Origin of the sequence: Microbacterium bandirmense (assembly GCF_037204185.1) — a bacterium.
In the GTDB taxonomy this organism is placed as follows: domain Bacteria; phylum Actinomycetota; class Actinomycetes; order Actinomycetales; family Microbacteriaceae; genus Microbacterium; species Microbacterium bandirmense.
In genome coordinates this window covers 214,260-233,191 of the sequence record NZ_JBBDGM010000007.1, presented here as the reverse complement: position 1 = coordinate 233,191, position 18,932 = coordinate 214,260, and the positions used below count along the sequence as shown (strand labels likewise).

The following is an 18,932-nucleotide window of genomic DNA, read 5'->3' as shown; positions in this document are numbered from 1 at the left end:
CCGGCGCCGATCCTCCAGCATCCACAAGCCACACCAAGACACACACACCATTCACTGCAAGGAGACCTGATGAAGAAGTCAGCATCCGTCCTCGGCGCCGTCGCCGTCGTCGCCGCATCCGCACTCGCGCTCGTGGGCTGTTCCGGAGCATCCCCTGACAGCGGTGAGAGCCCGGGAGCCGGCGGTGGCGGACTCACCGACGTCACTCTGATGCTCAACTGGTACCCGTACGGCGAGCACGCCCCGTTCTACTACGGCGTCGAGCAGGGCATCTTCGAAGAACACGGCATCAACCTCGAGATCCAGGCGGGTCAGGGCTCGACCAAGACCGCGCAGGCCGTGGGTCAGCAGCAGGTCGACTTCGGCTGGGCCGACACACCGGCAGTCCTCGCGAACATCGACAAGGGCGTTGCGATCAAGAGCGTCGGCGTCTTCCTGCAGACCACGCCGTCGGCGGTGCAGGTGTTCGCCGATTCCGGAATCGAAGAGCCCGAGGACCTCAAGGGCAAGACCATCGCCGTCTCGGCCGGAGATGCCCCGACCACGACGTTCCCGATGTACCTCGAGGCCGTCGGCCTGCAGGAGTCGGACGTGAAGCAGCAGAACCTTGACCCCGCCGGCAAGATCGCGGCCGTGCTGTCCGGTCAGGTGGACGGCCTCATCGGCTTCGCGCACGACCAGGGCCCGACGATCGCTGCGAAGAGCGGCAAGGAGATGCGCTACCTGCGCTATGCGGATGCCGGCCTGAACTTCTTCAGCAACGGCCTCATCGCCCACAACGACACCATCAAGAACGATCCCGACCTCGTCAAGGCGCTCGTCGCCGCGACGTCGGAGGCGTTCAGCGCAGCCGCCGACGACCCCGAGGCGGCCGTTGAGGCCATGGACGGCAAGGATCCGCAGATGCCTGAGGCAGAGGTGCTGCTGAACCAGTGGCAGGAGACCATCAAGCTGCTCAGCACGCCGGCGACCGAGGGCAGTGCCCCGGGTGCCAACGCGACTGAGGACTGGCAGGCCACCCTCGACGTCCTGGCCGAGGCCGGGCTGATCTCCGGCGAGGGCGAGGTCGACACGTACTTCGACGCCTCGTTCGCGCCGGGTGAGTGACATCGCTGCCACCGTGGCCGTGCAGCACGAACAGGAGACGACGCACATGACGCATGCGCAGCCGACGGCGCTCGAGATCGCCGACGTCGCCATCACCTTCGCTTCGAAGCGAGGCCGGGTGAACGCGCTGGAGGGTGTCGACCTCGATGTCCAGCAGGGCGAGTTCATCACCATCGCGGGGCCGTCGGGCTGCGGCAAGTCGACGCTGCTCAAGGCTGTCGCCGGTCTGACACTGCCGAGCGCAGGACGGATCCGCCTGAACGGTGAGGACGTCACCGCCCCGCGGCAGGACATCGGCTTCGTGTTCCAGCGCGCGGCGCTGCTCGAGTGGCGCAGCGTGCGCGGGAACATCCTGCTCCAGGCCGAGATGCGCGGGATGGACATGAAGAAGGCACAGGTCCGCGCTGACGAGCTGATCGAGATGACCGGACTCGGCGGCTTCGAGAAGGCGCTTCCGCACGAGCTCTCCGGTGGGATGCAGCAGCGGGTGTCGCTGTGTCGTGCTCTTCTTCACGAGCCGCGGGTGCTGCTGATGGACGAGCCCTTCGGCGCTCTCGACGCTCTGACTCGCGAGAAGATGAACGTCGAGCTCAACCGCATCTGGGCGCGCACCGGCACCACCGTGCTGCTGGTCACCCACTCCGTCGCAGAGGCGGTGTACCTGGCAAGCCGGGTCGTGGTGATGAGCCCGCGGCCCGGCCGGATCCTCGAAGAGCACCGCGTCGACCTTCCCGCCGAACGCGGCTACGCCGAGGTGCTCGAGACACCGGAGTTCCACCGGATCTCCAGCCGGGTGCGCGAACTGCTCGGATCCCCCGGGGGCGACTGAATCGAGTCGGGTCCCGTCGAGTTCGCGCACGAACCGAAGGGGATCGCGCAGAACGCAGGGTGTTGCCGCGTACCAGCCCCTGCGTTTCGCGCGATCTCCTGCAGATAGAGCGGGCGGGGGTCAGCCCCCCAGCGCCGCAGCCACGACCGCGCGGGCCTCTTCCTGCACCTCGGCGAGGTGCTCCGGGCCGCGCAGACTCTCGGCGTACAGCTTGTAGACGTCCTCGGTGCCGGAGGGGCGCGCGGCGAACCAGGCGTGCTCGGTCTGCACCTTCACTCCGCCGATGGCCGCGCCGTTGCCCGGTGCATGGGAGAGCTTCGCGGTGATCGGCTCGCCGGCCAGATCGGTCGCACTGACAGCATCCGGACTCAGCTTGCCGAGCGTCGCCTTCTGCTCGGGCGTCGCCGGGGCATCCACCCGCTGGTATGCCGAGGAGCCGAAGGCCTCCTCGAGCTCGCGGTAGCGCTCGGAGGGCGTCTTGCCGGTGACGGCGATGATCTCGGCCGCGAGCAGGCACAACAGGATGCCGTCCTTGTCGGTTGACCACACCGTGCCGTCCTTGCGCAGGAACGACGCGCCCGCCGACTCCTCGCCGCCGAACGCCACCGAGCCGTCGAGCAGACCGGGAACGAACCACTTGAAACCCACGGGCACCTCGAGCAGGCGGCGTCCGAGCGATTCGGCGACCCGGTCGATGATCATCGACGACACCAGCGTCTTGCCGATGGCGGCGTCGCGCGGCCAATCGGCGCGGTGCGAGAACAGGTAGTCGATCGCGACGGCGAGGTAGTGGTTGGGGTTCATCAGGCCGGCATCCGGGGTGACGATGCCGTGCCGGTCTGCGTCGGCGTCGTTGCCGGTGAGCACGTCGAAGTCGCCCCGCTTGGCGACGAGGGATGCCATGGCGCTGGGTGACGACGGATCCATGCGGATCTTCTCGTCCCAGTCCAGTGTCATGAAGCGCCAGGTCGGGTCGACCTCGGGGTTGACGACGGTCAGATCGATGCCGTGCATCTCGGCGATCAGCGCCCAGTACTCCACCGAGGCGCCGCCCATCGGGTCGGCGCCGACGCGCACACCCGCGCGCTTGATCGCGTCGATATCGATGATGGTCGGCAAGTCTCGCACGTACGCGTCGCGGAAGTCATAGGTGCCGATGGTCGATTCGTCGATGTCGGCGTGCCGGATGCGCTTGACGCCCTCGAGGCCCGCGGCCATCAGGTCGTTGGCGCGGTCGGCGATCCAGCTCGTGGCGTCGGTGTCGGCGGGGCCGCCGTGCGGCGGGTTGTACTTGAAGCCGCCGTCGCGAGGCGGGTTGTGCGACGGCGTGACGACGATGCCGTCGGCGCGTGCCTGGTCGTCGGAGGCGAGCGAGCGGTTGTGGGTCAGGATGGCGTGGCTGAGCGCGGGGGTCGGCACCCAGGACTCGCGGGAATCGATGCGCACGTCGACGCCGTTGCCGACGAGCACCTCGATGGCGGTGCGCTCGGCCGGCAGGGAGAGGGCGTGGGTGTCGCGCCCGAGGAAGAGCGGACCGCGGATGCCCTGACTGCTGCGGTAGTCGACGATGGCCTGGGTGGTGGCGAGGATGTGGTCCTCGTTGAAGCTCGAGGTCAGCGCGGAGCCGCGATGACCGCTGGTGCCGAAGACGACGCGCTGCGCCGTGATCGCGGGGTCCGGATGCCTGTCGTAGTACGCGGCGATCAGTTCGTCGACGTCGATCAGGTCTTGTTCCTCGGCGGGGAGGCCGGCACGGCTGGTCATGCTCCCATCTTGCAACGTCGGCGACCGGGGCGCGAGATGTCACTAGGCTGGCCGGGTGACCGAACGCCGCACGTACAGCTATCTGGGCCCTGCAGGAACGTTCACCGAGGCGGCGCTCGACCAGGTGCCCGAGGCCCGGGGCCAGGACTGGAAGCCCGTGCACAACGTGGGCGAGGCGCTCGCGGACGTACTCGAGGGACGCAGCCATGCTGCCATGATCGCGATCGAGAACTCGGTCGAGGGCGGTGTCTCCACCACGCTGGATGCCCTGGCGACGCTGCCGGGGCTGCGGATCATCGGCGAGTACCTGGTCAAGGTCAACTTCGTGCTCGTCGCGAAGCCGGGAACGACGCTCGACGACGTGGAGGTCGTCGCCGCTCATCCCGTCGCGTACGCGCAGTGCCACACCTGGCTCGGCGAGAACCTGCCGAAGCACGCTCACGTTCCGGCCGCCAGCAATGTGGCATCCGCCATCGGTATCCTCGACGGAACCCTTCCCGCGCAGGCCGCCATCGCGGCTCCCGGCATCGTCGCGCACCACGACGTCGAGGTCCTCGCCGAGCAGATCGGCAACAACGACAACGCGGTGACGCGGTTCGTGCTGGTGTCGAAGGCCGCCGTCCCCGCCGACCCGACCGGCGCTGACAAGACCTCGCTGATCATCGAGCTGCCCGTCGACCGTCCCGGTGCGCTGCTCGAGATGCTCGAGCAGTTCTCGACCCGCGGCATCAACCTGTCGCTGCTGCAGTCGCGGCCGATCGGCGATGCGCTCGGCCGGTACCGCTTCGTGGTGGATGCCGACGGGCACGCATACGACGAGCGGATGGCCGACGCGCTGCTCGGCATCCGGCGGTTCAGCCCCCGCGTCGTCTTCCTCGGCTCATACCCACGCGCAGACCGCAAGATCGTGCACTATCCCGAGCGCTACGCCGACGGCGTCTTCATCGAGGCTCGCGACTGGCTGCGGGGCCTGATCCACGGCGAGCCCGAGGCGTAGCCCGGCTTCCTCTGGCCTTGCGGGGTCAAAAGCGCATCGGAAATCGGGCGTGCGCGTGCGTTATTGACCCCGCACAGGGAATCAGCGTCGTTGGCGAGTGGCGATGGCATTGCGGATGCGGGCGATGACAGCATCCGCCTCCGTGAGATCCTGCTGCGTCAGCCGGATGACGATCCAGCCGCGGTCCTCCAGATCGCGTTGGCGCTGGATGTCACGTCGCCATTGCTTCTTGCTCGTGCGGTGCCCGTCGCCCTCGTACTCGATCGCGATTTTCAGATCCGGGTACGCGAGGTCCACACGTGCGATCTGTCGCCAGCCGTCGTAGACCTGGTACTGCACGACGGGCTCAGGCAGGCCGCGTTCGACGAGAAGCATGCGCGTCTCGGTCTCCTTCGGAGATTCGGCGCCATCGCGAGCGAGCGCGAGCGCCGCGCGGATCGTGCCGCAGCCGGGGAAGCGCCCCCAGACGACCAGCCGATCGGCGATGTCCTCGCGGGTGACGAAGGGGCGATCACATCGCAGGCGGGGGTAGTTGTCGGCGGTGGTGACGATCGCGTCGATGAGGATCACGGCCTGTGCGACGCTGAGTCGGGCGGCACACGTGAAGAGTGTGGCGACCGGATCCAGCACCATTGCTCCGTCCAGGTCGTGCGTCGTCAGACGTTCGCGGGCGAGTCGCAGACCCTTGACGCCCCGCGTGCGAGGACGCACGCTGCCTGTCGGCGCGTAGACCACGAGGTCTTCGTCGGCCAGCAGCTCTGCCGGCACGGGGAGCCGCCACAACTGCGCCGCCGTGCTGCCGCCGATGCGGTGATGCGCACTCAGTCGTGGAACAAGACTGGCCACTCGTGCCTCGATCGCCTCGGGTGCGGCCAGCGACCTGACGCCGTGGAACGGGCGGGCGAGATCCGCGGCATCCGATCTGCCTCGTCCAATGCCGGCATCGCGCGCCCGTCCGACGGTGAAGTGACTGCCGAGAGAAGCGGGAAGAGCAATCCTGTGACGCATCGCCCCATGGTTCCCGCCGGTGCGCATGCGAGATGCCCGCGGTCCCAGCGCCTGTGGAAAGCTCGCCGCGTCTTGCCACCTGTGGACAACAACGACATCGAGATGCGGGGTCAGAAATGCATGCGCCGACGCCCGGGAAGCTGCACTATTGACCCGCCACGGGGTGCGTCGCCAGTCAGCAGGCCAGCAGCTCGAGGGTCTGCACGCGGCCGCGGGTCTCGTCGAGGGGCTCGGCGTCGTATGCGCCGGCGACCGGTGAGAGCATGATCTCGTCGACGTCGTGGCGCGCGGCGAAGGACGTGAGGTCGGATGCCACGGACTCGGCATCCCCGACGAACCAGCGCTCGCGCATCGCGTCGACGAGCGCGACCTCATCGGCGGGCGCTGCGGCGAGTCCCGCGGTCGCCTCTTCGACGGTCTCGAGCGCGGTCAGCGGCTTGCCCTGACGCAGCCGCACCATCATTCGCAACTGTGGCAGCGCGCGCTCGGCCGCCTCGGATGCCGTCGGAGCCGCCACCACGTTCGCGGTCAGGAACGTCAGCGGAGCCGAAAGCGACTCGCTCGGCTGGAATCCGGTGCGATACAGGTCGAGAGCGCGCTCGAGACCGACGCCCGAGAAGTGGTTCGCGAACACGTACGGCAGACCAAGAGACGCGGCGAGCTGTGCCGAGTAGTCGCTCGAGCCGAGCAGCCAGATCTGCGGCGTGCCGACGGCGGCGGGAGTCGACGTCACCCGGTACTCGCCGCCGCTGGTGAACTGCAGCGTCGCGCCGTCCGGCTGCAGCATGAGCGCGATGTCCTGCACGTGCGAGGGGAAGCGCTCGACGTCGCCCGCCGTGCCGGACTGCCGCAGCAGCTGTGTGATGACGGGGTCGCTGCCGGGGGCGCGGCCGATGCCCAGATCGACGCGGCCGGGCGCCAGAGCCTCGAGTGCGGCGAACTGCTCGGCGACGATGAGCGGCGCATGGTTCGGCAGCATGACGCCACCCGAGCCGACTCGGATCCGCGACGTGCACGCGGCCGCGGCGGCGATCAGCACCGGGGGAGAGGTGGATGCCACAGCCGGCATGTTGTGGTGCTCGGCGAACCAGTAGCGGCGGAAGCCGAGTTCGTCGGCGCGCTGCGCGAGAGCCATCGACGAGGCCACGGCCTGGGCGCTGGTCTGGCCGGTGCCGTCGGAGAGCCGGCGGACGGGGACGAGATCGAGGACGGAGAGCGCGGGAGTAGTCATCATCCCCTCCAACCTCACACATCCCGTCGGCATTCCGCGCCACGGGGTTGACCCGGTGCGGCAGGGGGCGTAGTCCGATGGCATGCGCAGTTTCGAGAACAGAGTGGATGCCGGACGCCGTCTCGCCGAGCGGCTCGCCGGACGGGAGTGGTCGGATGCCGTCGTGCTGGGCCTCCCGCGCGGTGGTGTGCCCGTCGCGGCGGAGGTCGCCGCCGCGCTCGGCGCCCCGCTGGACGTGCTCATCGTGCGGAAGGTCGGGGTTCCCTGGCATCCCGAGCTCGCGATGGCCGCCGTCGGCGAGGAGGGGGCCGTCGTTCGCAATGATGAGGTGATCCGGGCATCCGGAGTCTCCCGCGCCGACCTCGCGATGCGGGAGGACGGACAGCGCGCCGAGGTGCAGCGCTGCGCCACGCTGTTCCGGGGCGACCGTGTGCCGGTCCCGCTCGCCGGGCGCACGGCGATCATCGTCGACGACGGCATCGCCACCGGCGCCACGGTGCGCGCGGCGTGCGCGATCGCCCGCGCGCGTGACGCGGCGCGGGTCGTCGTGGCGGTGCCGGTCGCGGCGCCGGAGGTGATCGCACAGCTGCCGGATGCTGACGAGGTGGTCTGCCTGAGCGCGCCGGACGAGTTCATGGCCGTCGGGATGCACTACGTCGACTTCCGGCAGACGAGCGATGACGAGGTGATCGCGCTGATGTCACAGGAGCGATGAGACGACGCAGCCGTTACGCTTTCGAGATGGATGCTGGCATCTTCTTCGTCCTGGTCGGAGCGGTCGCCGTCGCGGCCATCGCACGCTGGAGGGGATGGCCGGCGCCGCTGCTGGTCACGGTCGTCGCGCTCGCAGCATCCTTCCTTCCGTTCGTGCCGACCATCTCGATCGACGGACATGTGCTGCTGAACATCGTGCTGCCGCCGCTGCTGTACTCGGCGGCGCTCGACGTGTCGTTCGTGAGCTTCACGCGCAGCCTGCCGCAGATCCGTCGGCTGGGAATCGGACTGGTCGTCGTCACGGCCGTCGTTGTGGGGCTGATCGCGTGGTGGCTGATGCCCTCGCTCACCCTGCCGGGAGCACTGCTGCTGGGGGCGATAGTCGCACCGCCGGACGCCGTTTCGGCGGCGGCGATCGGTCGCAGGCTCGGGCTGCCGCGGCGCGTGATGACGGTGCTGTCGGGTGAGAGCCTGATCAACGACGCCACGTCACTGACGATGTTCCGCGTGTTCGCCGCGATCGTCGCCGGGGCGGCGGCGTTCAACCTGGGCGAGACGATCTGGCAGTTCGTGGTGGCGGTGGTCGTGGGTGTCCTCGTCGGAGTCGTGTTCGGGGTCGGGCTGCACCAGTTGCGCATGCGGGTCAGCGATCCCGTGGTGAACGGCACGTTCGGTCTGCTCGCGCCGTTCGGCGCGTACGGCATCGCCGAGCAGCTGCTGGGTTCGGGCGTGCTGGCTGTGGTGGCCATGGGGCTGTTCGTGGGGTTCAACGCTCCGCGCACCAGCTACACGACGCGTCAGCAGGAGGCTCCGCTGTGGCTATCGGCCGATTTCCTGCTCGAGTCGTTCGTATTCGCCTACATCGGGCTGCAGCTGCCGCGCGTGATCGGCGACCTGCAGGACGGCGATGTCGGGCCGGTAATCGGGCTCGCGCTCGTGGTGCTGCTCGTCGTGTTGGTGGTGCGTCCGCTGTTCGTGTATCCGGCGCATGCGTGGGGGCAATGGTGGCAGCGTCGCCGCGTGCACAAGTGGGAGCAGCTCGACGAACGGGTCAGTCATCTTTCGGACGATCGGCGCCGTCGACACGTGATGAGGGTCGAGCAGGTGCGCGCGCAGCTCGCCGACACGAAGCTGTCGTGGCGTGACAACGCCGTGGTGTCGTGGGCGGGGATGCGGGGTGTGGTGACGCTGGCGACCGCGCTCGCCGCCGCCGACCTGGCGGGATTGGATGAGTCGGCCGAGCATGCGATCGTCGTGGTGGCGTTCATCGTGACCGTGGGCACGCTGCTGCTGCAGGGTCTGACCCTGCCCTGGCTGATCCGTGCGCTCGGGGTGGTCGACGACGCCGAGGCGCAGCGGGATGCCCGCGAGCTCGCCGCGGTGCGGCAGCGCAGCCGCGAGGTGGGCAAGTCGTATCTGCGCGACATGCGTCGCGAGTGGGCGGACAGGCACGGTGAGGAGCGTCTTCCCGCGTTCGATGCGTTCGCGAAGCGGCTGGTTCGGGTGGAGTCGGACGCTGACAGCGCGCAGCTGGACGACCGGCCCACGCATGACGAGCTCGCGGAGATGTCGCGCGGGTGGTTGGCCGTGCGCCGGCAGGTGCTGCTGGACGAGCGGGATGCCGGCAACCTCAGCGAAGAGGTGATGCACGAGCTGATCACGGCGATGGACGCTGAGGAGCTGGCCCTCGACACGAGGATCGCGCACGGCTGAGAGGCTCGCCTCGCCTGCAGGCGGAGGCCCTTGGCATCCGACTCCGGGCCAGTCCTGCACTGGCTGGTTCGGGCGGCAGGCTCAGGCGGCGACGAGGTCTTCGGCGCGGCGGAGTGCCGCGAGCACTTCGCGGCGGGCGCTGTAGCTGCCGTCGCGCAGCGCGCGGAGGATCTCGACGTCGCGCGGATTCAGCCCGTCGCGCGTGGCTTCGCGCAGCAGGTCGTCCTTGGCGGCGGGGTACTCCATCTGTGCCAGGAAGCGCTCGATTGAAGGTGAGAGTGACATGTCTTCTCCCGTGATGATCGTGTGGATTGTTGTTATGCGGATCTTGAGCGCGGGGAGCGCCCTGGACCGGGCGCTCCCCGCGACAGTCAGGCCCCGATCGCCTCGCGTCGGTCGACCGATTCAACGGCGATCTTGCGCGGCTTGGCGCGTTCACTGACCGGAATGATCACCGAGAGCACGCCGCTGTCATACGACGCGCTGATGCCGTCGCGGTCGACGCCGTCTCCCAGCGTGAACTGACGGAAGTAGCTGCCCGTGCCGCGTTCGCGGGCGATCCAGCGGAGCCCGTCGCCCTGGCCGCCGGTGCGCTGAGCGCGGATCGACAGCTGTGTTCCGTCGATGTCGACATCGATCGAACCGGGGTCGGCCCCGGGGATGTCGGCGTGCAGAACGTAGCGGTCACCGTCTCGGTACAGATCGACCGGCATCACGCGCGGTGCCGGCGCGGAGTCCAGCACGCTCGCGACGAGGCGATCCAACTGGCTGATCGGGTCGAGGGTCATTGTCATGGTGTTCTCCTTTCGCTGTCAGCGTCGAGGCTCGACGCCTCGACGTCTATTGGCGGATGCAGGTTATCTGCATCCGGTGATGTATATTTATAGCTCCTGACGATTCAGATCTCAACCCCTGGAACGGAGATCAGATGGCAGAGCGCGACGGCTCCACTCCGCTGTACGGCATCGCGATCGCCGCCGAGCTGGCGGAGGTTCCCGAGCCGACACTGCGGCTGTATGAGCGGCGGGGACTGCTCGCCCCGTTCCGCAGCGACGGAGGCACTCGTCGGTACAGCGAGGATGACATTCAGCGGCTGCGCCGAGTCGCCGCGCTGCGTGATGCCGGGGTGAATCTGATGGGCATCGGCAAGGTGCTGGATCTTGAGGACGAGAACAGTGAGCTGAAGGACGAGAACAGGCAGCTGCGCCGCACGCTCGATGACGAGCGGTGACGCTCGCTCTGCGCGGAAGCCCAGCGCGGCGCATCCCCGCCCCGGTTCAACGACGCCGCCCCTGCTGATTCGCGTGAATCAGCAGGGGCGGCGTCGGCCAGCAGGGGCTGGGATGAGAGGGGACGGGCTCAGCCCGCCGTCACGGGCTCCTTCTTGGTGTCCGGCTCACCGGCATCCGATCCCGTCTCGTCGTCGTCGAGATCCTCGGCGAACGGGAGGCCGTTGCGGGGAGCGTTGTAGAGCTCCTCGTCGAGGATGCCCTCGCGCTTGGCGACGATGGTGGGCACCAGCGCCTGGCCGGCGACGTTGGTCGCGGTGCGGCCCATGTCGAGGATCGGGTCGATGGCCAGCAGCAGGCCGACGCCCTCGAGCGGCAGACCGAGCGTCGACAGGGTGAGTGTGAGCATCACGGTCGCGCCGGTGGTGCCGGCCGTGGCGGCCGAGCCGAACACCGAGACGACGGCGATCAGGATGTACTGCACCAGGGTCAGTTCGATGCCGAAGAACTGCGCGACGAAGATCGCGGCGATGGCGGGGTAGATGGCGGCGCAGCCGTCCATCTTGGTCGTCGCGCCGAGCGGCACGGCGAACGAGGCGTAGCTGCGGGGCACGCCCAGGTTGCGCTCGGTGACGCGCTCGGTCAGGGGCAGCGTGCCGATCGACGAACGGCTGACGAAGCCGAGCTGCACGGCGGGCCACACACCGGAGAAGTACTGCTTGATCGAGAGGCCGTTCGCGCGGACGATCACCGGGTAGACGACGAAGACGACCAGTGCGAGGCCGATGTAGACGGCGCCGGCGAACCACGCGAGTGAGGTGAGCTTGTCCCAGCCGTACTTGACGACGGCGGCGCCGATGAGGCCGAACGTGCCGATCGGTGCGATGCGGATGATCCACCACAGCACCCGCTGGATGACCTTCAGCAGCGACTCGGTGAACACCAGGAACGGCTCGGCCTTCTTGCCGGCCTTGAGCGCCGCGATGCCGACGACGGCGGCGACCACGATGACCTGCAGGATGTTGAAGCCGACGGTGGATGCCACGGCGCCGGTCTCTGCGTCGAGGCCGCTGCTGACGGTGAGGCCGAGGAAGTTCTGCGGAACCAGGCCGAGCAGGAAGTTCCACCAGGTGCCGACGGTGTACGGGTCGCCGGTCTCGAGGCCTTCGCCGGCGCGGGCGCCCGGCTGGATGACCAGGCCGAGCACGATGCCGATGACGACCGAGATGAAGGCGGTGATCGCGAACCAGAGCAGCGTCTGGCCAGCCAGGCGTGCGGCGTTCTGCACGCGGCGCAGGTTCGAGATGCTCGCGACGATCGCGGTGAAGATCAGCGGCACGACAGCGGCCTTCAGCAGGGTGACGTACGTGCTGCCGATGGTGTCGAGCGTCGCGAACAGCGGCGTCTCGTTGTCGGCACTCGCTCCGCCGGCGACGGCGAGGAGTCCGACGCCGATGCCGAGGATCAGCGCGGCGATGATCTGGAACCCGAACGATGTCAGAAGCTTGCGGGCCGGGCTTCGGGTATCGGGCGCTTTCTGGGCGCGTGTCGTGCTGCTCACTGGGATCTCCATGTCTTCGCGCGCACCGTGCGCGCCATGGGAGACAACGTTAGGACCGGATCAGTATTCCGTGGGCGGAAATGACGAAGGATGACGGCACCCGTCTGGAATGAACGGAACGATGTTGGCTTGGAAAGGCAAGTTGTGTAATGTCTGTTTCAGAATCCGCGCGAATCGAGACCTCCCGCGCGATCCGGTTCGCCACCCTGAGCGTCAGAGCTGACGTCGGATGAAAGGCCCGAAATGACTTCGACGACGAAGACCCCGGACGACGGCGCAACGCGTGCCGCATCCTCTCCGCGAAAGACCCTGCGCCTGTGGGAGGTGGTGGCGATATCGGTGGGCTTCATGGGCCCGGTGATGGCGATGTCGCTCAACGGCATCGGCGTAGCGGGCCTCGTCGGCTCCGGCGTGCCGTTCACCTTCCTGGTGTCGTTTGCGGGCACCATGCTCGTGGCGTACGCCTTCATCCGCCTCACCCGCTACATCACCCATGCCGGTTCGGTGTACGCGCTCGCCGGCTCCACGCTCGGCCCGCGTGCCGGGTTCTTCGGCGGGTTCGCTCTGCTGGGCACCTACCTCTTCTTCGCCGTGTGCATCGCCGGGGCCTGCGCGGTCTTCTTCGAGGCCATGATGGCCGAGCTCGGCATCACGCTGCCCGCTTGGGCGTGGGTGCTCGTTCCGATCGTCGTCTCGGTGTTCGTGCTCGTCCTGAACCTGCGTGAATCGACCGTCACGGCCCGCACGTTGCTCGGCATCGGCTTCGTCGGCATCGCCGCGATGGTCGTGCTGTCGGTCGTGATCATCGCCCGCGTCGCCTCGGGCACCGCGCCGGTGTCGACGGGCGTCGACTTCTCGGTGCTCCTGCCCGGCGAAGCGCCGATCAGTGCGGTGATGACCGCCGCGGTGTTCGGATTCCTCTCGTGGGCCGGCTTCGAGTCGGGTACCTCGCTCGGTGAGGAGACCCGCAACCCGAAGAGGGTGGTCCCGAAGGCGCTGCTGCTGGCCGTGGTCGTGGCCGGAGCGATCTACGTGCTCGTCATGTTCGCGCAGACCATCGGGTTCGGTACGGATGCCGAGGGCATCGCGGCGTTCGCCGGGGCGTCGTCGACGCTGACCACGCTCGCCTCGACCTACATCGGGCAATGGTTCGCCGTGCTCATCGCCATCTTCGCCTTCCTTGTCGCCTTCGCGTCGTTGCTCAGCTCGACCGCCGCCGCAGCACGACTGCTGTTCGCCCTCGCCCGCGACGGCTTCGGTCCGCGGCCGTTCGCCGCGACGAACCCGAAGACCGGTGTGCCCGTGCACGCGACGGTGTCCGTGATCGCGTTCACCGTGGTGCTCGCGGTCGGCTTCGGCCTGTTCGGTGCGAGCTCGGTGGACGTCTACTACTGGTTCGCGACCATCGCCACGCTCTGCATGGTCGTCGCCTACGGCATGACCTCGGTCGGCGTCATCAAGCACACCTTCTCGCGGGGGTCGAAGATCCCGAAGTGGGAGGTCGTCATCCCCGTGCTCGGAATCGGCTTCCTCGCCTACGTGTACTTCATCCAGATCTCGGGTCAGGTGGCGCCGTACTCGTACTTCCCGTGGATCGCGGGAGCATGGTGCGTGATCGGTCTCATCATCGTGCTGGTGCGCCCGTCGCTCGCGGCCCGCATCGGCTCGCGCATCAGCACCGAGGATCTGGACTGATGGCCGCACCCCCTCGCAGCCCTGCCGACGTCCCCAGCCGAACGGAAGACATGCACACCACACCCCAGAGCGATGAACTCATCTTCATCGCGACCACCGATATCGCCGCCCGTACCAAGGGCCGTTCCATGCGGCTCGCGGACTTCGACGAGCGCACGTCTCTGGGCTGGGTCCCCGCGAACCTGGGCATCGGATCGCTCGGGCACATCGTCGATGACATCCCGTACGGATCCAGCGGCGACTTGAGGCTGAAGCCCGATCAGTCATCGCACGCGCGCGTCGATGGCATCCCGGGGCGTCCGGCGCTGAACGTCGTCTTCGCCGATCTGGTGAACACCGACGGCTCGCCGTGGGAGAGCTGCCCTCGGACGTTCCTACGCGACACGGTCGACGAGCTGCGCGAGGTTTTCGGCATCACGACCCGGTGCTCGTTCGAGCACGAGTTCATGGACGTCAGTGCGTCCGGCGACCACCATCCGTTCTCGTTGCAGGCCTTCCGCCGTGCAGAGCCACTCGGATCCGAGCTCATGTCAGTGCTGCACCGCGCCGGACTGGAGCCCGAGACCTGGCTTCCCGAGTACGGTCGCCACCAGTACGAGATCACGGTCGCGCCGACCGACCCTGTGGGTGCGGCCGATCGCGCGATCCTCGTGCGCGACATCGTGTACGACCTGTTCGAGGCGCACGGGCGCGAAGCATCGTTCGCCCCGGTCGTCGCCCCCGGCGAGAGCGGCAACGGCGTACACGTGCACTTCGGCCTGGACGACGCCGACGGCAACACGCTCGTCTACGACCCGTCGCGCCCGGGCCGGCTCTCGGAGCTCGCCGGCAGCTTCGCCGCCGGGATCATCAAGTACGGCCCCGCGATGGCAGCGCTGTTCGCGCCGCTCGCGACCAGCTACTTGCGACTTGCACCGCACCACTGGTCGACGGCACGCGCGTTCCTGGGCCTGCAGAACCGCGAGGCGCTGCTGCGCATCTGCCCGACCAACGAGATCGACGGCAAGGACCCCAGCCGTCAGCTGCACTTCGAGTTCCGGGGCGGCGACATCGGGGCGAACCCGTGGATCCTGCTCGGCATGATCCTGCGCGCCGGCATGCAGGGACTGCGCGAAGGACTTGAAGCGCCCGAGGTCGTCGAGGGCGAGCTGGATCTCGACGGACGTCACGCGCACCTCGCGAAACTGCCCCGCGACCTTGAACAGGCGCTCGAGATGTTGCGGGCCGACGAGGTCGTGTCCGGATGGTTCTCGCCGGCGTTCCTCGCCACCTTCGATGCGATCAAACGCGATGAGTTCGCCTCGGTGCAGGCACGCTCGCTCGCCGAACAGTGCGAGGTGTACACCCGTGTCTACTGAGAACACGCCCGCCACCGTGCCGCTCCTGGACCACCACTGCCACGGCGTCACCCTGCACAATCTCGACGACTCCGCATTCGAGTCGTTGATCACCGAGTCGGATTGGGGCGCCCCGGAGGGGACGACCCACTTCGACACGCAGGTGGGCTTCGCCATCCGTCGCCACTGCGCACCCGTGCTCGGGCTGGACCCGTTCGTGTCGGCCGAGGCGTACCTGGCGCGGCGACGCGAGCTCGGCGGCGATGAGGTGAGCCGCCGGTTGCTGCGGGCCACCGGCATCAGCGACTACTTCATCGAGATCGGGCATCGTGCCGACGAGATCCTCGATCCGACGGAGATGGCGGATGCTGCGGGCGCACGCGCCTTCGAGGTTGTGCGTCTGGAGCGTCTCGCGGAGGAGCTGGTGATCGCCGGCTGTGACGCCGCCGGCTTCCGAGAGGCCTATGACGGCGTTCTCGATGAACGGCTGCGGTCGGCGATCGGTGTGAAGTCGATCGCCGCGTACCGCATTGGTCTCGACTTCGCCCCGGAGCGTCCGTCCTCCGAGGAGGTGGATGAGGCGCTGGCCCGCTGGATCGACACGACGGGTGACGTCGTCCGCCTGGATGACCCGGTGATCATCCGGCACCTGCTGTGGGCCGCGGTCGACAGGGCATGCGCGATTCAGTTCCACATCGGCTACGGCGATGCCGACGTCGACTTGCACCGCTGCGATCCGCTGCTGCTGACCGAGTTCCTCCGCCTCACCCGCCCGACCGGTGCGCGGGTGATGCTGCTGCACTGCTACCCGTTCCACCGTGAGGCCGGGTACCTGGCCCAGGTGTTCCCGCATGTCTACTTCGACGTCGGGTTGGCGATCAACTACACCGGATCCCGGTCCGACGAGATCATCGCCGAGACGCTCGAGCTCGCGCCGTTCCACAAGATCCTGTTCTCATCCGACGCCTTCGGTGTCGCCGAGCTGTACTACCTCGGGGCTCTGCTGTTCCGTCGGGGCCTGCAGCGCGCGCTCGACGTGTTCGTCGAGCGCGACCAGTGGCCGGCCGGTGAGTGCGCGCGGATCACCGAGCTCGTCGCCTGGCGAAACGCTCGGCGCGCTTACCGGCTCGATGATCGCCTGTTCGCGGTCGAGACCGGTCTGGTCGGGGCGGAGGGTCCGTGAGCCCGAACCGTACGCCCCTGAGCGAGTTGGCGACGCGCTGGGGCGACGCTCTCGATGAGGAACTCCCGGCCGCGCGGGAATTGCGCCGAGAACTGCATGCGGCACCGTGCGTCTCAGGACAGGAGCACCCCGCGCGGGCACGTCTGCTCGCGGCACTCGACACCAGCATCCCGTTCGAGGAGATCGCGGATGCCGGCGCGGTGGGCCGCGTCGGGCCTGTCGATGGCCCGAGCATCGCGGTGCGGGCGGAACTCGACGCGCTGCCGGTGACCGAGCAGACCGGGGCGCCGTTCGCAGCATCCGATGGTGCCATGCACGCCTGCGGTCACGACGTCCACCAGGCGGCGGTCGTGGCGCTGCTGCGCGCCGCCGCGCGGGTCGAGCTGCCCCTGGGGCTGGTCGGTCTGCTTCAGCCCCGTGAGGAGAGCTACCCCTCGGGTGCGTTGGAGATGGTCGAGGCGGGTGTCATCGACCGGTTCGGGATCGCGCACGTCATCGGTGCGCATGTGCACCCCGGGGTCCGTCGCGGCGCGGTCGCCTCGGGAGGCGGCTTCATCAACGCCGCAGCCGACGAGATCGAGATCCTCGTCAGCGGACGTGGCGGACACGGGGCATACCCGCACGACGCCAACGACGTGGTCGCCGCCGTCGCCCACATCGCGATTGGCATCCCCGAAGTGGTGCGGCGCAGCGTCAGCCCGCTGCGCCCGGCGCTGATCAGCATCGGAACACTCACCGCGGGAGAGGGAGCGGCGAACGTGCTGCCCGCAGAGGCGCGCATCTTCGCGACGATGCGCACGACCGACCCGGAGGACCGCGTCACGCTGTTCGAAGCCGTCCGCGAGATGGCGGAGCGTACGGCGCAGGCCTACGGGACCACCGCGCAGGTGACTCGGATCGATGGCGAGCCCGCCCTGATCAACGACGTCTCGCTCGCGTCGGGCACAGATGACTGGCTGGCGCTGCTTGGCGTCGACGGAGCCGAGCCGTTGCGTTCCCTCGGCGCGGACGACTTCTCGTACTTCTGTGACGCGGTGCCGTCGCTCATGCTGTTCGTCGGTGTCGAGACAGCCGGGCGCGACCCGCAGCCCGCGCTTCACCACCCCCGCTTCCTGCCCGACGACGACGCGGTCGACCTGGTCGCGCGCGCTCTGATGGCCGGCTATCTCGCCGCAGCCGAGCGCGTGCTCGGCATCGAGCACCACCGCGGCGACCAGGGGGTGCTGGGGTGAGCACAACGGATGCTGCGCGGCTGGCCGCCCGCGATGAATCGGTGATCGCAGGAGTCCAGCGCCTGCGGTTCTTCCCGCTGGTGGCTGAGGCGGGCCGTGGATCGGTGCTCGTCGAGCCGGGAGGGCGGGAGCTGATCGACCTCAGCGCGAGCTGGACGGCATCCGGTTTCGGTCATGGCGAGGCGAGCATCGCCGCCGCCATTGCCCACGCCGCGATCGCCCCACCCGGTTCCTCGGTTCTCTCCGGCTCACATCCCGACGCCGTCGCGCTCGCCGAGGAGCTGCTGGACCTCATACCGAGCAGGCTCGGTGCGGCCGACCGGCGGGTCTATCTCGGGCACGCGGGCACGGATGCGAACGACGTCGCCATCCGCGGATGCCGAGCAGCCACGGGGCGGCCGCGCATCCTCGCGTTCGAGAACGGGTATCACGGCGGGCTCGGGACCGCTCAGCGCGTCTCGGGGGTGCACGTATCGGCGGGGGTCGCCGCGGATGCGGCGGTGACGTTCCTGCCCTACCCGGATCCGCATCGACCGCACACGGGGGATCCGTCTACCGTTCTCGGCGACGTGCTCGACCGCTCGGATCGGGAGCTCGCGCGCGGGGAGACGGCCGCCGTCATCGTCGAGCCGCTGCAGTCCGACGGGGGTCTCATCGTGCCGCCGAAGGGATTTCTCGCCGGCCTCCGGGCGCTGTGCGATCGCCATGGCACGCTGCTGGTCGTCGACGAGGTGAAGGTGGGGCTCGGGCGCACCGGCCGTACGCACGCGTTCGAGCACGATGGGGTCGTTCCCGACGTGGTCACCCTCGGAAAGGCACTGGGCGGCGGCCTGCCCCTTTCGGCGACGATCGGCCCCGCTGACGTCCTCGATCATCCGGTCGCCTCGGCGTTGATGACGACGACCGGCAATCCGATCTCGTGCGCCGCCGGGCGAGCCGTGCTGCGGCTTGTGCGCGAAGGTGAGGCGACGGCGAATGCAGCCCAGCGCGGGGCTCAGCTGGCCGCTCTCCTCTCGGACTACGCGCGCAGTCGTCGCCCGGGTGCGGGGCTCATCGATAACGTGCGCGGATGGGGACTCTCGGTGGGGGTCGAGCTCGTGAGCGGCGACCGTGCCGACAGCGATGCTTTCACTGCCAAGACCGTCTACCGTGCCTGGCAACTGGGCGTGGTCGCCTACCCGGTGCGTGGCAACGTGATCGAACTGACACCGCCGCTCAGCATCTCTGCCGACTCGATCGAGAGGGCCGTCGCGATCCTCACGACGGCGATCGACGATGCAGCGCAGGGCGTCGTCTCCGACGACGAGATCGCGCCCTATCAGGGCTGGTGAC

General features: G+C 68.6%; 17 protein-coding genes. 11 read left to right on the top strand and 6 right to left on the bottom strand.

All coding sequences use genetic code 11. The features are described 5' to 3' along the window. Positions 1-69 precede the first annotated feature (69 nt). Positions 70-1,107: an ABC transporter substrate-binding protein gene (locus WDU99_RS10585; RefSeq protein WP_337332419.1), complete on the top strand. Its 1,038-nt coding sequence runs from the start codon at positions 70-72 to the stop codon at positions 1,105-1,107. Then, positions 1,100-1,936, top strand: a complete 837-nt coding sequence (locus WDU99_RS10580) for an ABC transporter ATP-binding protein (RefSeq protein WP_337332418.1) — start codon at positions 1,100-1,102, stop codon at positions 1,934-1,936. The genes WDU99_RS10585 and WDU99_RS10580 overlap by 8 nt, the downstream gene beginning before the upstream one ends. A gap of 120 nt (positions 1,937-2,056) precedes the next feature. Here the strand turns inward: WDU99_RS10580 and pgm are convergent, their stop codons facing one another. Beyond that, entirely contained in the window at positions 2,057-3,700 is a 1,644-nt protein-coding gene (gene pgm, locus WDU99_RS10575; RefSeq protein ID WP_337332417.1) for a phosphoglucomutase (alpha-D-glucose-1,6-bisphosphate-dependent), read from the bottom strand. Positions 3,701-3,755: 55 nt separating this feature from the next. On the opposite strand from pgm, the gene pheA reads away from it, so the two are divergent. Beyond that, entirely contained in the window at positions 3,756-4,697 is a 942-nt protein-coding gene (gene pheA, locus WDU99_RS10570; RefSeq protein WP_337332416.1) for a prephenate dehydratase, read from the top strand. 81 nt (positions 4,698-4,778) lie between these two features. On the opposite strand, the gene WDU99_RS10565 is transcribed toward pheA, so the two are convergent. Beyond that, positions 4,779-5,705 (bottom strand): endonuclease domain-containing protein, encoded by a 927-nt coding sequence (locus WDU99_RS10565; protein WP_337332415.1) that lies wholly within the window; start codon positions 5,703-5,705, stop codon positions 4,779-4,781. A gap of 175 nt (positions 5,706-5,880) precedes the next feature. After that, complete coding sequence (locus WDU99_RS10560; RefSeq protein ID WP_420064003.1) at positions 5,881-6,936, bottom strand: LLM class flavin-dependent oxidoreductase; 1,056 nt, start codon at positions 6,934-6,936, stop codon at positions 5,881-5,883. A gap of 82 nt (positions 6,937-7,018) precedes the next feature. Here WDU99_RS10560 and WDU99_RS10555 point away from each other — a divergent pair, with 82 nt between their 5' ends. After that, positions 7,019-7,651: a phosphoribosyltransferase gene (locus WDU99_RS10555; protein ID WP_337332413.1), complete on the top strand. Its 633-nt coding sequence runs from the start codon at positions 7,019-7,021 to the stop codon at positions 7,649-7,651. A gap of 26 nt (positions 7,652-7,677) precedes the next feature. Beyond that, on the top strand, positions 7,678-9,363 hold the full coding sequence (locus WDU99_RS10550) for a cation:proton antiporter (RefSeq protein WP_337332412.1): 1,686 nt from the start codon (positions 7,678-7,680) through the stop codon (positions 9,361-9,363). 81 nt (positions 9,364-9,444) lie between these two features. Here the strand turns inward: WDU99_RS10550 and WDU99_RS10545 are convergent, their stop codons facing one another. Together WDU99_RS10545 and WDU99_RS10540 are read right to left on the bottom strand one after the other, a co-directional pair. After that, a complete protein-coding gene (locus WDU99_RS10545) occupies positions 9,445-9,648 on the bottom strand; it encodes a DUF2795 domain-containing protein (protein WP_337332411.1) in 204 nt (67 codons plus the stop codon). 86 nt (positions 9,649-9,734) lie between these two features. Next, the gene (locus tag WDU99_RS10540) at positions 9,735-10,157 is read right to left on the bottom strand and encodes an Hsp20/alpha crystallin family protein (RefSeq protein ID WP_337332410.1); all 423 of its coding nucleotides are present in this window, start codon (positions 10,155-10,157) and stop codon (positions 9,735-9,737) included. A 134-nt stretch (positions 10,158-10,291) separates the two neighbouring features. On the opposite strand from WDU99_RS10540, the gene WDU99_RS10535 reads away from it, so the two are divergent. Beyond that, on the top strand, positions 10,292-10,594 hold the full coding sequence (locus tag WDU99_RS10535; protein ID WP_337332409.1) for a MerR family transcriptional regulator: 303 nt from the start codon (positions 10,292-10,294) through the stop codon (positions 10,592-10,594). 128 nt (positions 10,595-10,722) lie between these two features. Here WDU99_RS10535 and WDU99_RS10530 read toward each other — a convergent pair whose 3' ends face one another. Continuing rightward, positions 10,723-12,153, bottom strand: coding sequence for a dicarboxylate/amino acid:cation symporter (locus tag WDU99_RS10530; protein WP_420064002.1), 1,431 nt, complete (start codon positions 12,151-12,153; stop codon positions 10,723-10,725). A 243-nt stretch (positions 12,154-12,396) separates the two neighbouring features. Between WDU99_RS10530 and WDU99_RS10525 the strand changes: the two genes are divergently transcribed. The 5 genes from WDU99_RS10525 to WDU99_RS10505 are packed head-to-tail and all read left to right on the top strand — an operon-like array spanning position 12,397 to position 18,931. Next, positions 12,397-13,848 carry an APC family permease gene (locus WDU99_RS10525; protein ID WP_337332408.1) on the top strand — a complete coding sequence of 484 codons (1,452 nt, stop codon included), beginning with the start codon at positions 12,397-12,399 and terminating at the stop codon, positions 13,846-13,848. Beyond that, positions 13,848-15,206 (top strand): glutamine synthetase family protein, encoded by a 1,359-nt coding sequence (locus WDU99_RS10520; RefSeq protein ID WP_337332407.1) that lies wholly within the window; start codon positions 13,848-13,850, stop codon positions 15,204-15,206. The genes WDU99_RS10525 and WDU99_RS10520 overlap by 1 nt, the downstream gene beginning before the upstream one ends. Then, a complete protein-coding gene (locus WDU99_RS10515; protein ID WP_337332406.1) occupies positions 15,196-16,368 on the top strand; it encodes an amidohydrolase family protein in 1,173 nt (390 codons plus the stop codon). Before WDU99_RS10520 ends, WDU99_RS10515 begins: the two co-directional genes overlap by 11 nt. Continuing rightward, on the top strand, positions 16,365-17,600 hold the full coding sequence (locus WDU99_RS10510) for a M20 metallopeptidase family protein (protein WP_337332405.1): 1,236 nt from the start codon (positions 16,365-16,367) through the stop codon (positions 17,598-17,600). The genes WDU99_RS10515 and WDU99_RS10510 overlap by 4 nt, the downstream gene beginning before the upstream one ends. Further along, positions 17,597-18,931 (top strand): aspartate aminotransferase family protein, encoded by a 1,335-nt coding sequence (locus WDU99_RS10505; protein ID WP_337332404.1) that lies wholly within the window; start codon positions 17,597-17,599, stop codon positions 18,929-18,931. Before WDU99_RS10510 ends, WDU99_RS10505 begins: the two co-directional genes overlap by 4 nt. Position 18,932 lies beyond the last annotated feature (1 nt).

Bases quoted from the DNA above. Each gene is read 5' to 3' on its own strand.
- WDU99_RS10550 (WP_337332412.1), top strand. From the start codon at position 7,678: ATGGATGCTGGCATCTTCTTCGTCCTGGTCGGAGCGGTCGCCGTCGCG.
- WDU99_RS10540 (WP_337332410.1), bottom strand. From the start codon at position 10,157: ATGACAATGACCCTCGACCCGATCAGCCAGTTGGATCGCCTCGTCGCG.
- WDU99_RS10545 (WP_337332411.1), bottom strand. From the start codon at position 9,648: ATGTCACTCTCACCTTCAATCGAGCGCTTCCTGGCACAGATGGAGTAC.
- WDU99_RS10585 (WP_337332419.1), top strand. From the start codon at position 70: ATGAAGAAGTCAGCATCCGTCCTCGGCGCCGTCGCCGTCGTCGCCGCA.
- WDU99_RS10565 (WP_337332415.1), bottom strand. From the start codon at position 5,705: ATGCGTCACAGGATTGCTCTTCCCGCTTCTCTCGGCAGTCACTTCACC.
- WDU99_RS10520 (WP_337332407.1), top strand. From the start codon at position 13,848: ATGGCCGCACCCCCTCGCAGCCCTGCCGACGTCCCCAGCCGAACGGAA.
- WDU99_RS10560 (WP_420064003.1), bottom strand. From the start codon at position 6,936: ATGACTACTCCCGCGCTCTCCGTCCTCGATCTCGTCCCCGTCCGCCGG.
- WDU99_RS10535 (WP_337332409.1), top strand. From the start codon at position 10,292: ATGGCAGAGCGCGACGGCTCCACTCCGCTGTACGGCATCGCGATCGCC.
- pgm (WP_337332417.1), bottom strand. From the start codon at position 3,700: ATGACCAGCCGTGCCGGCCTCCCCGCCGAGGAACAAGACCTGATCGAC.
- WDU99_RS10555 (WP_337332413.1), top strand. From the start codon at position 7,019: ATGCGCAGTTTCGAGAACAGAGTGGATGCCGGACGCCGTCTCGCCGAG.
- WDU99_RS10525 (WP_337332408.1), top strand. From the start codon at position 12,397: ATGACTTCGACGACGAAGACCCCGGACGACGGCGCAACGCGTGCCGCA.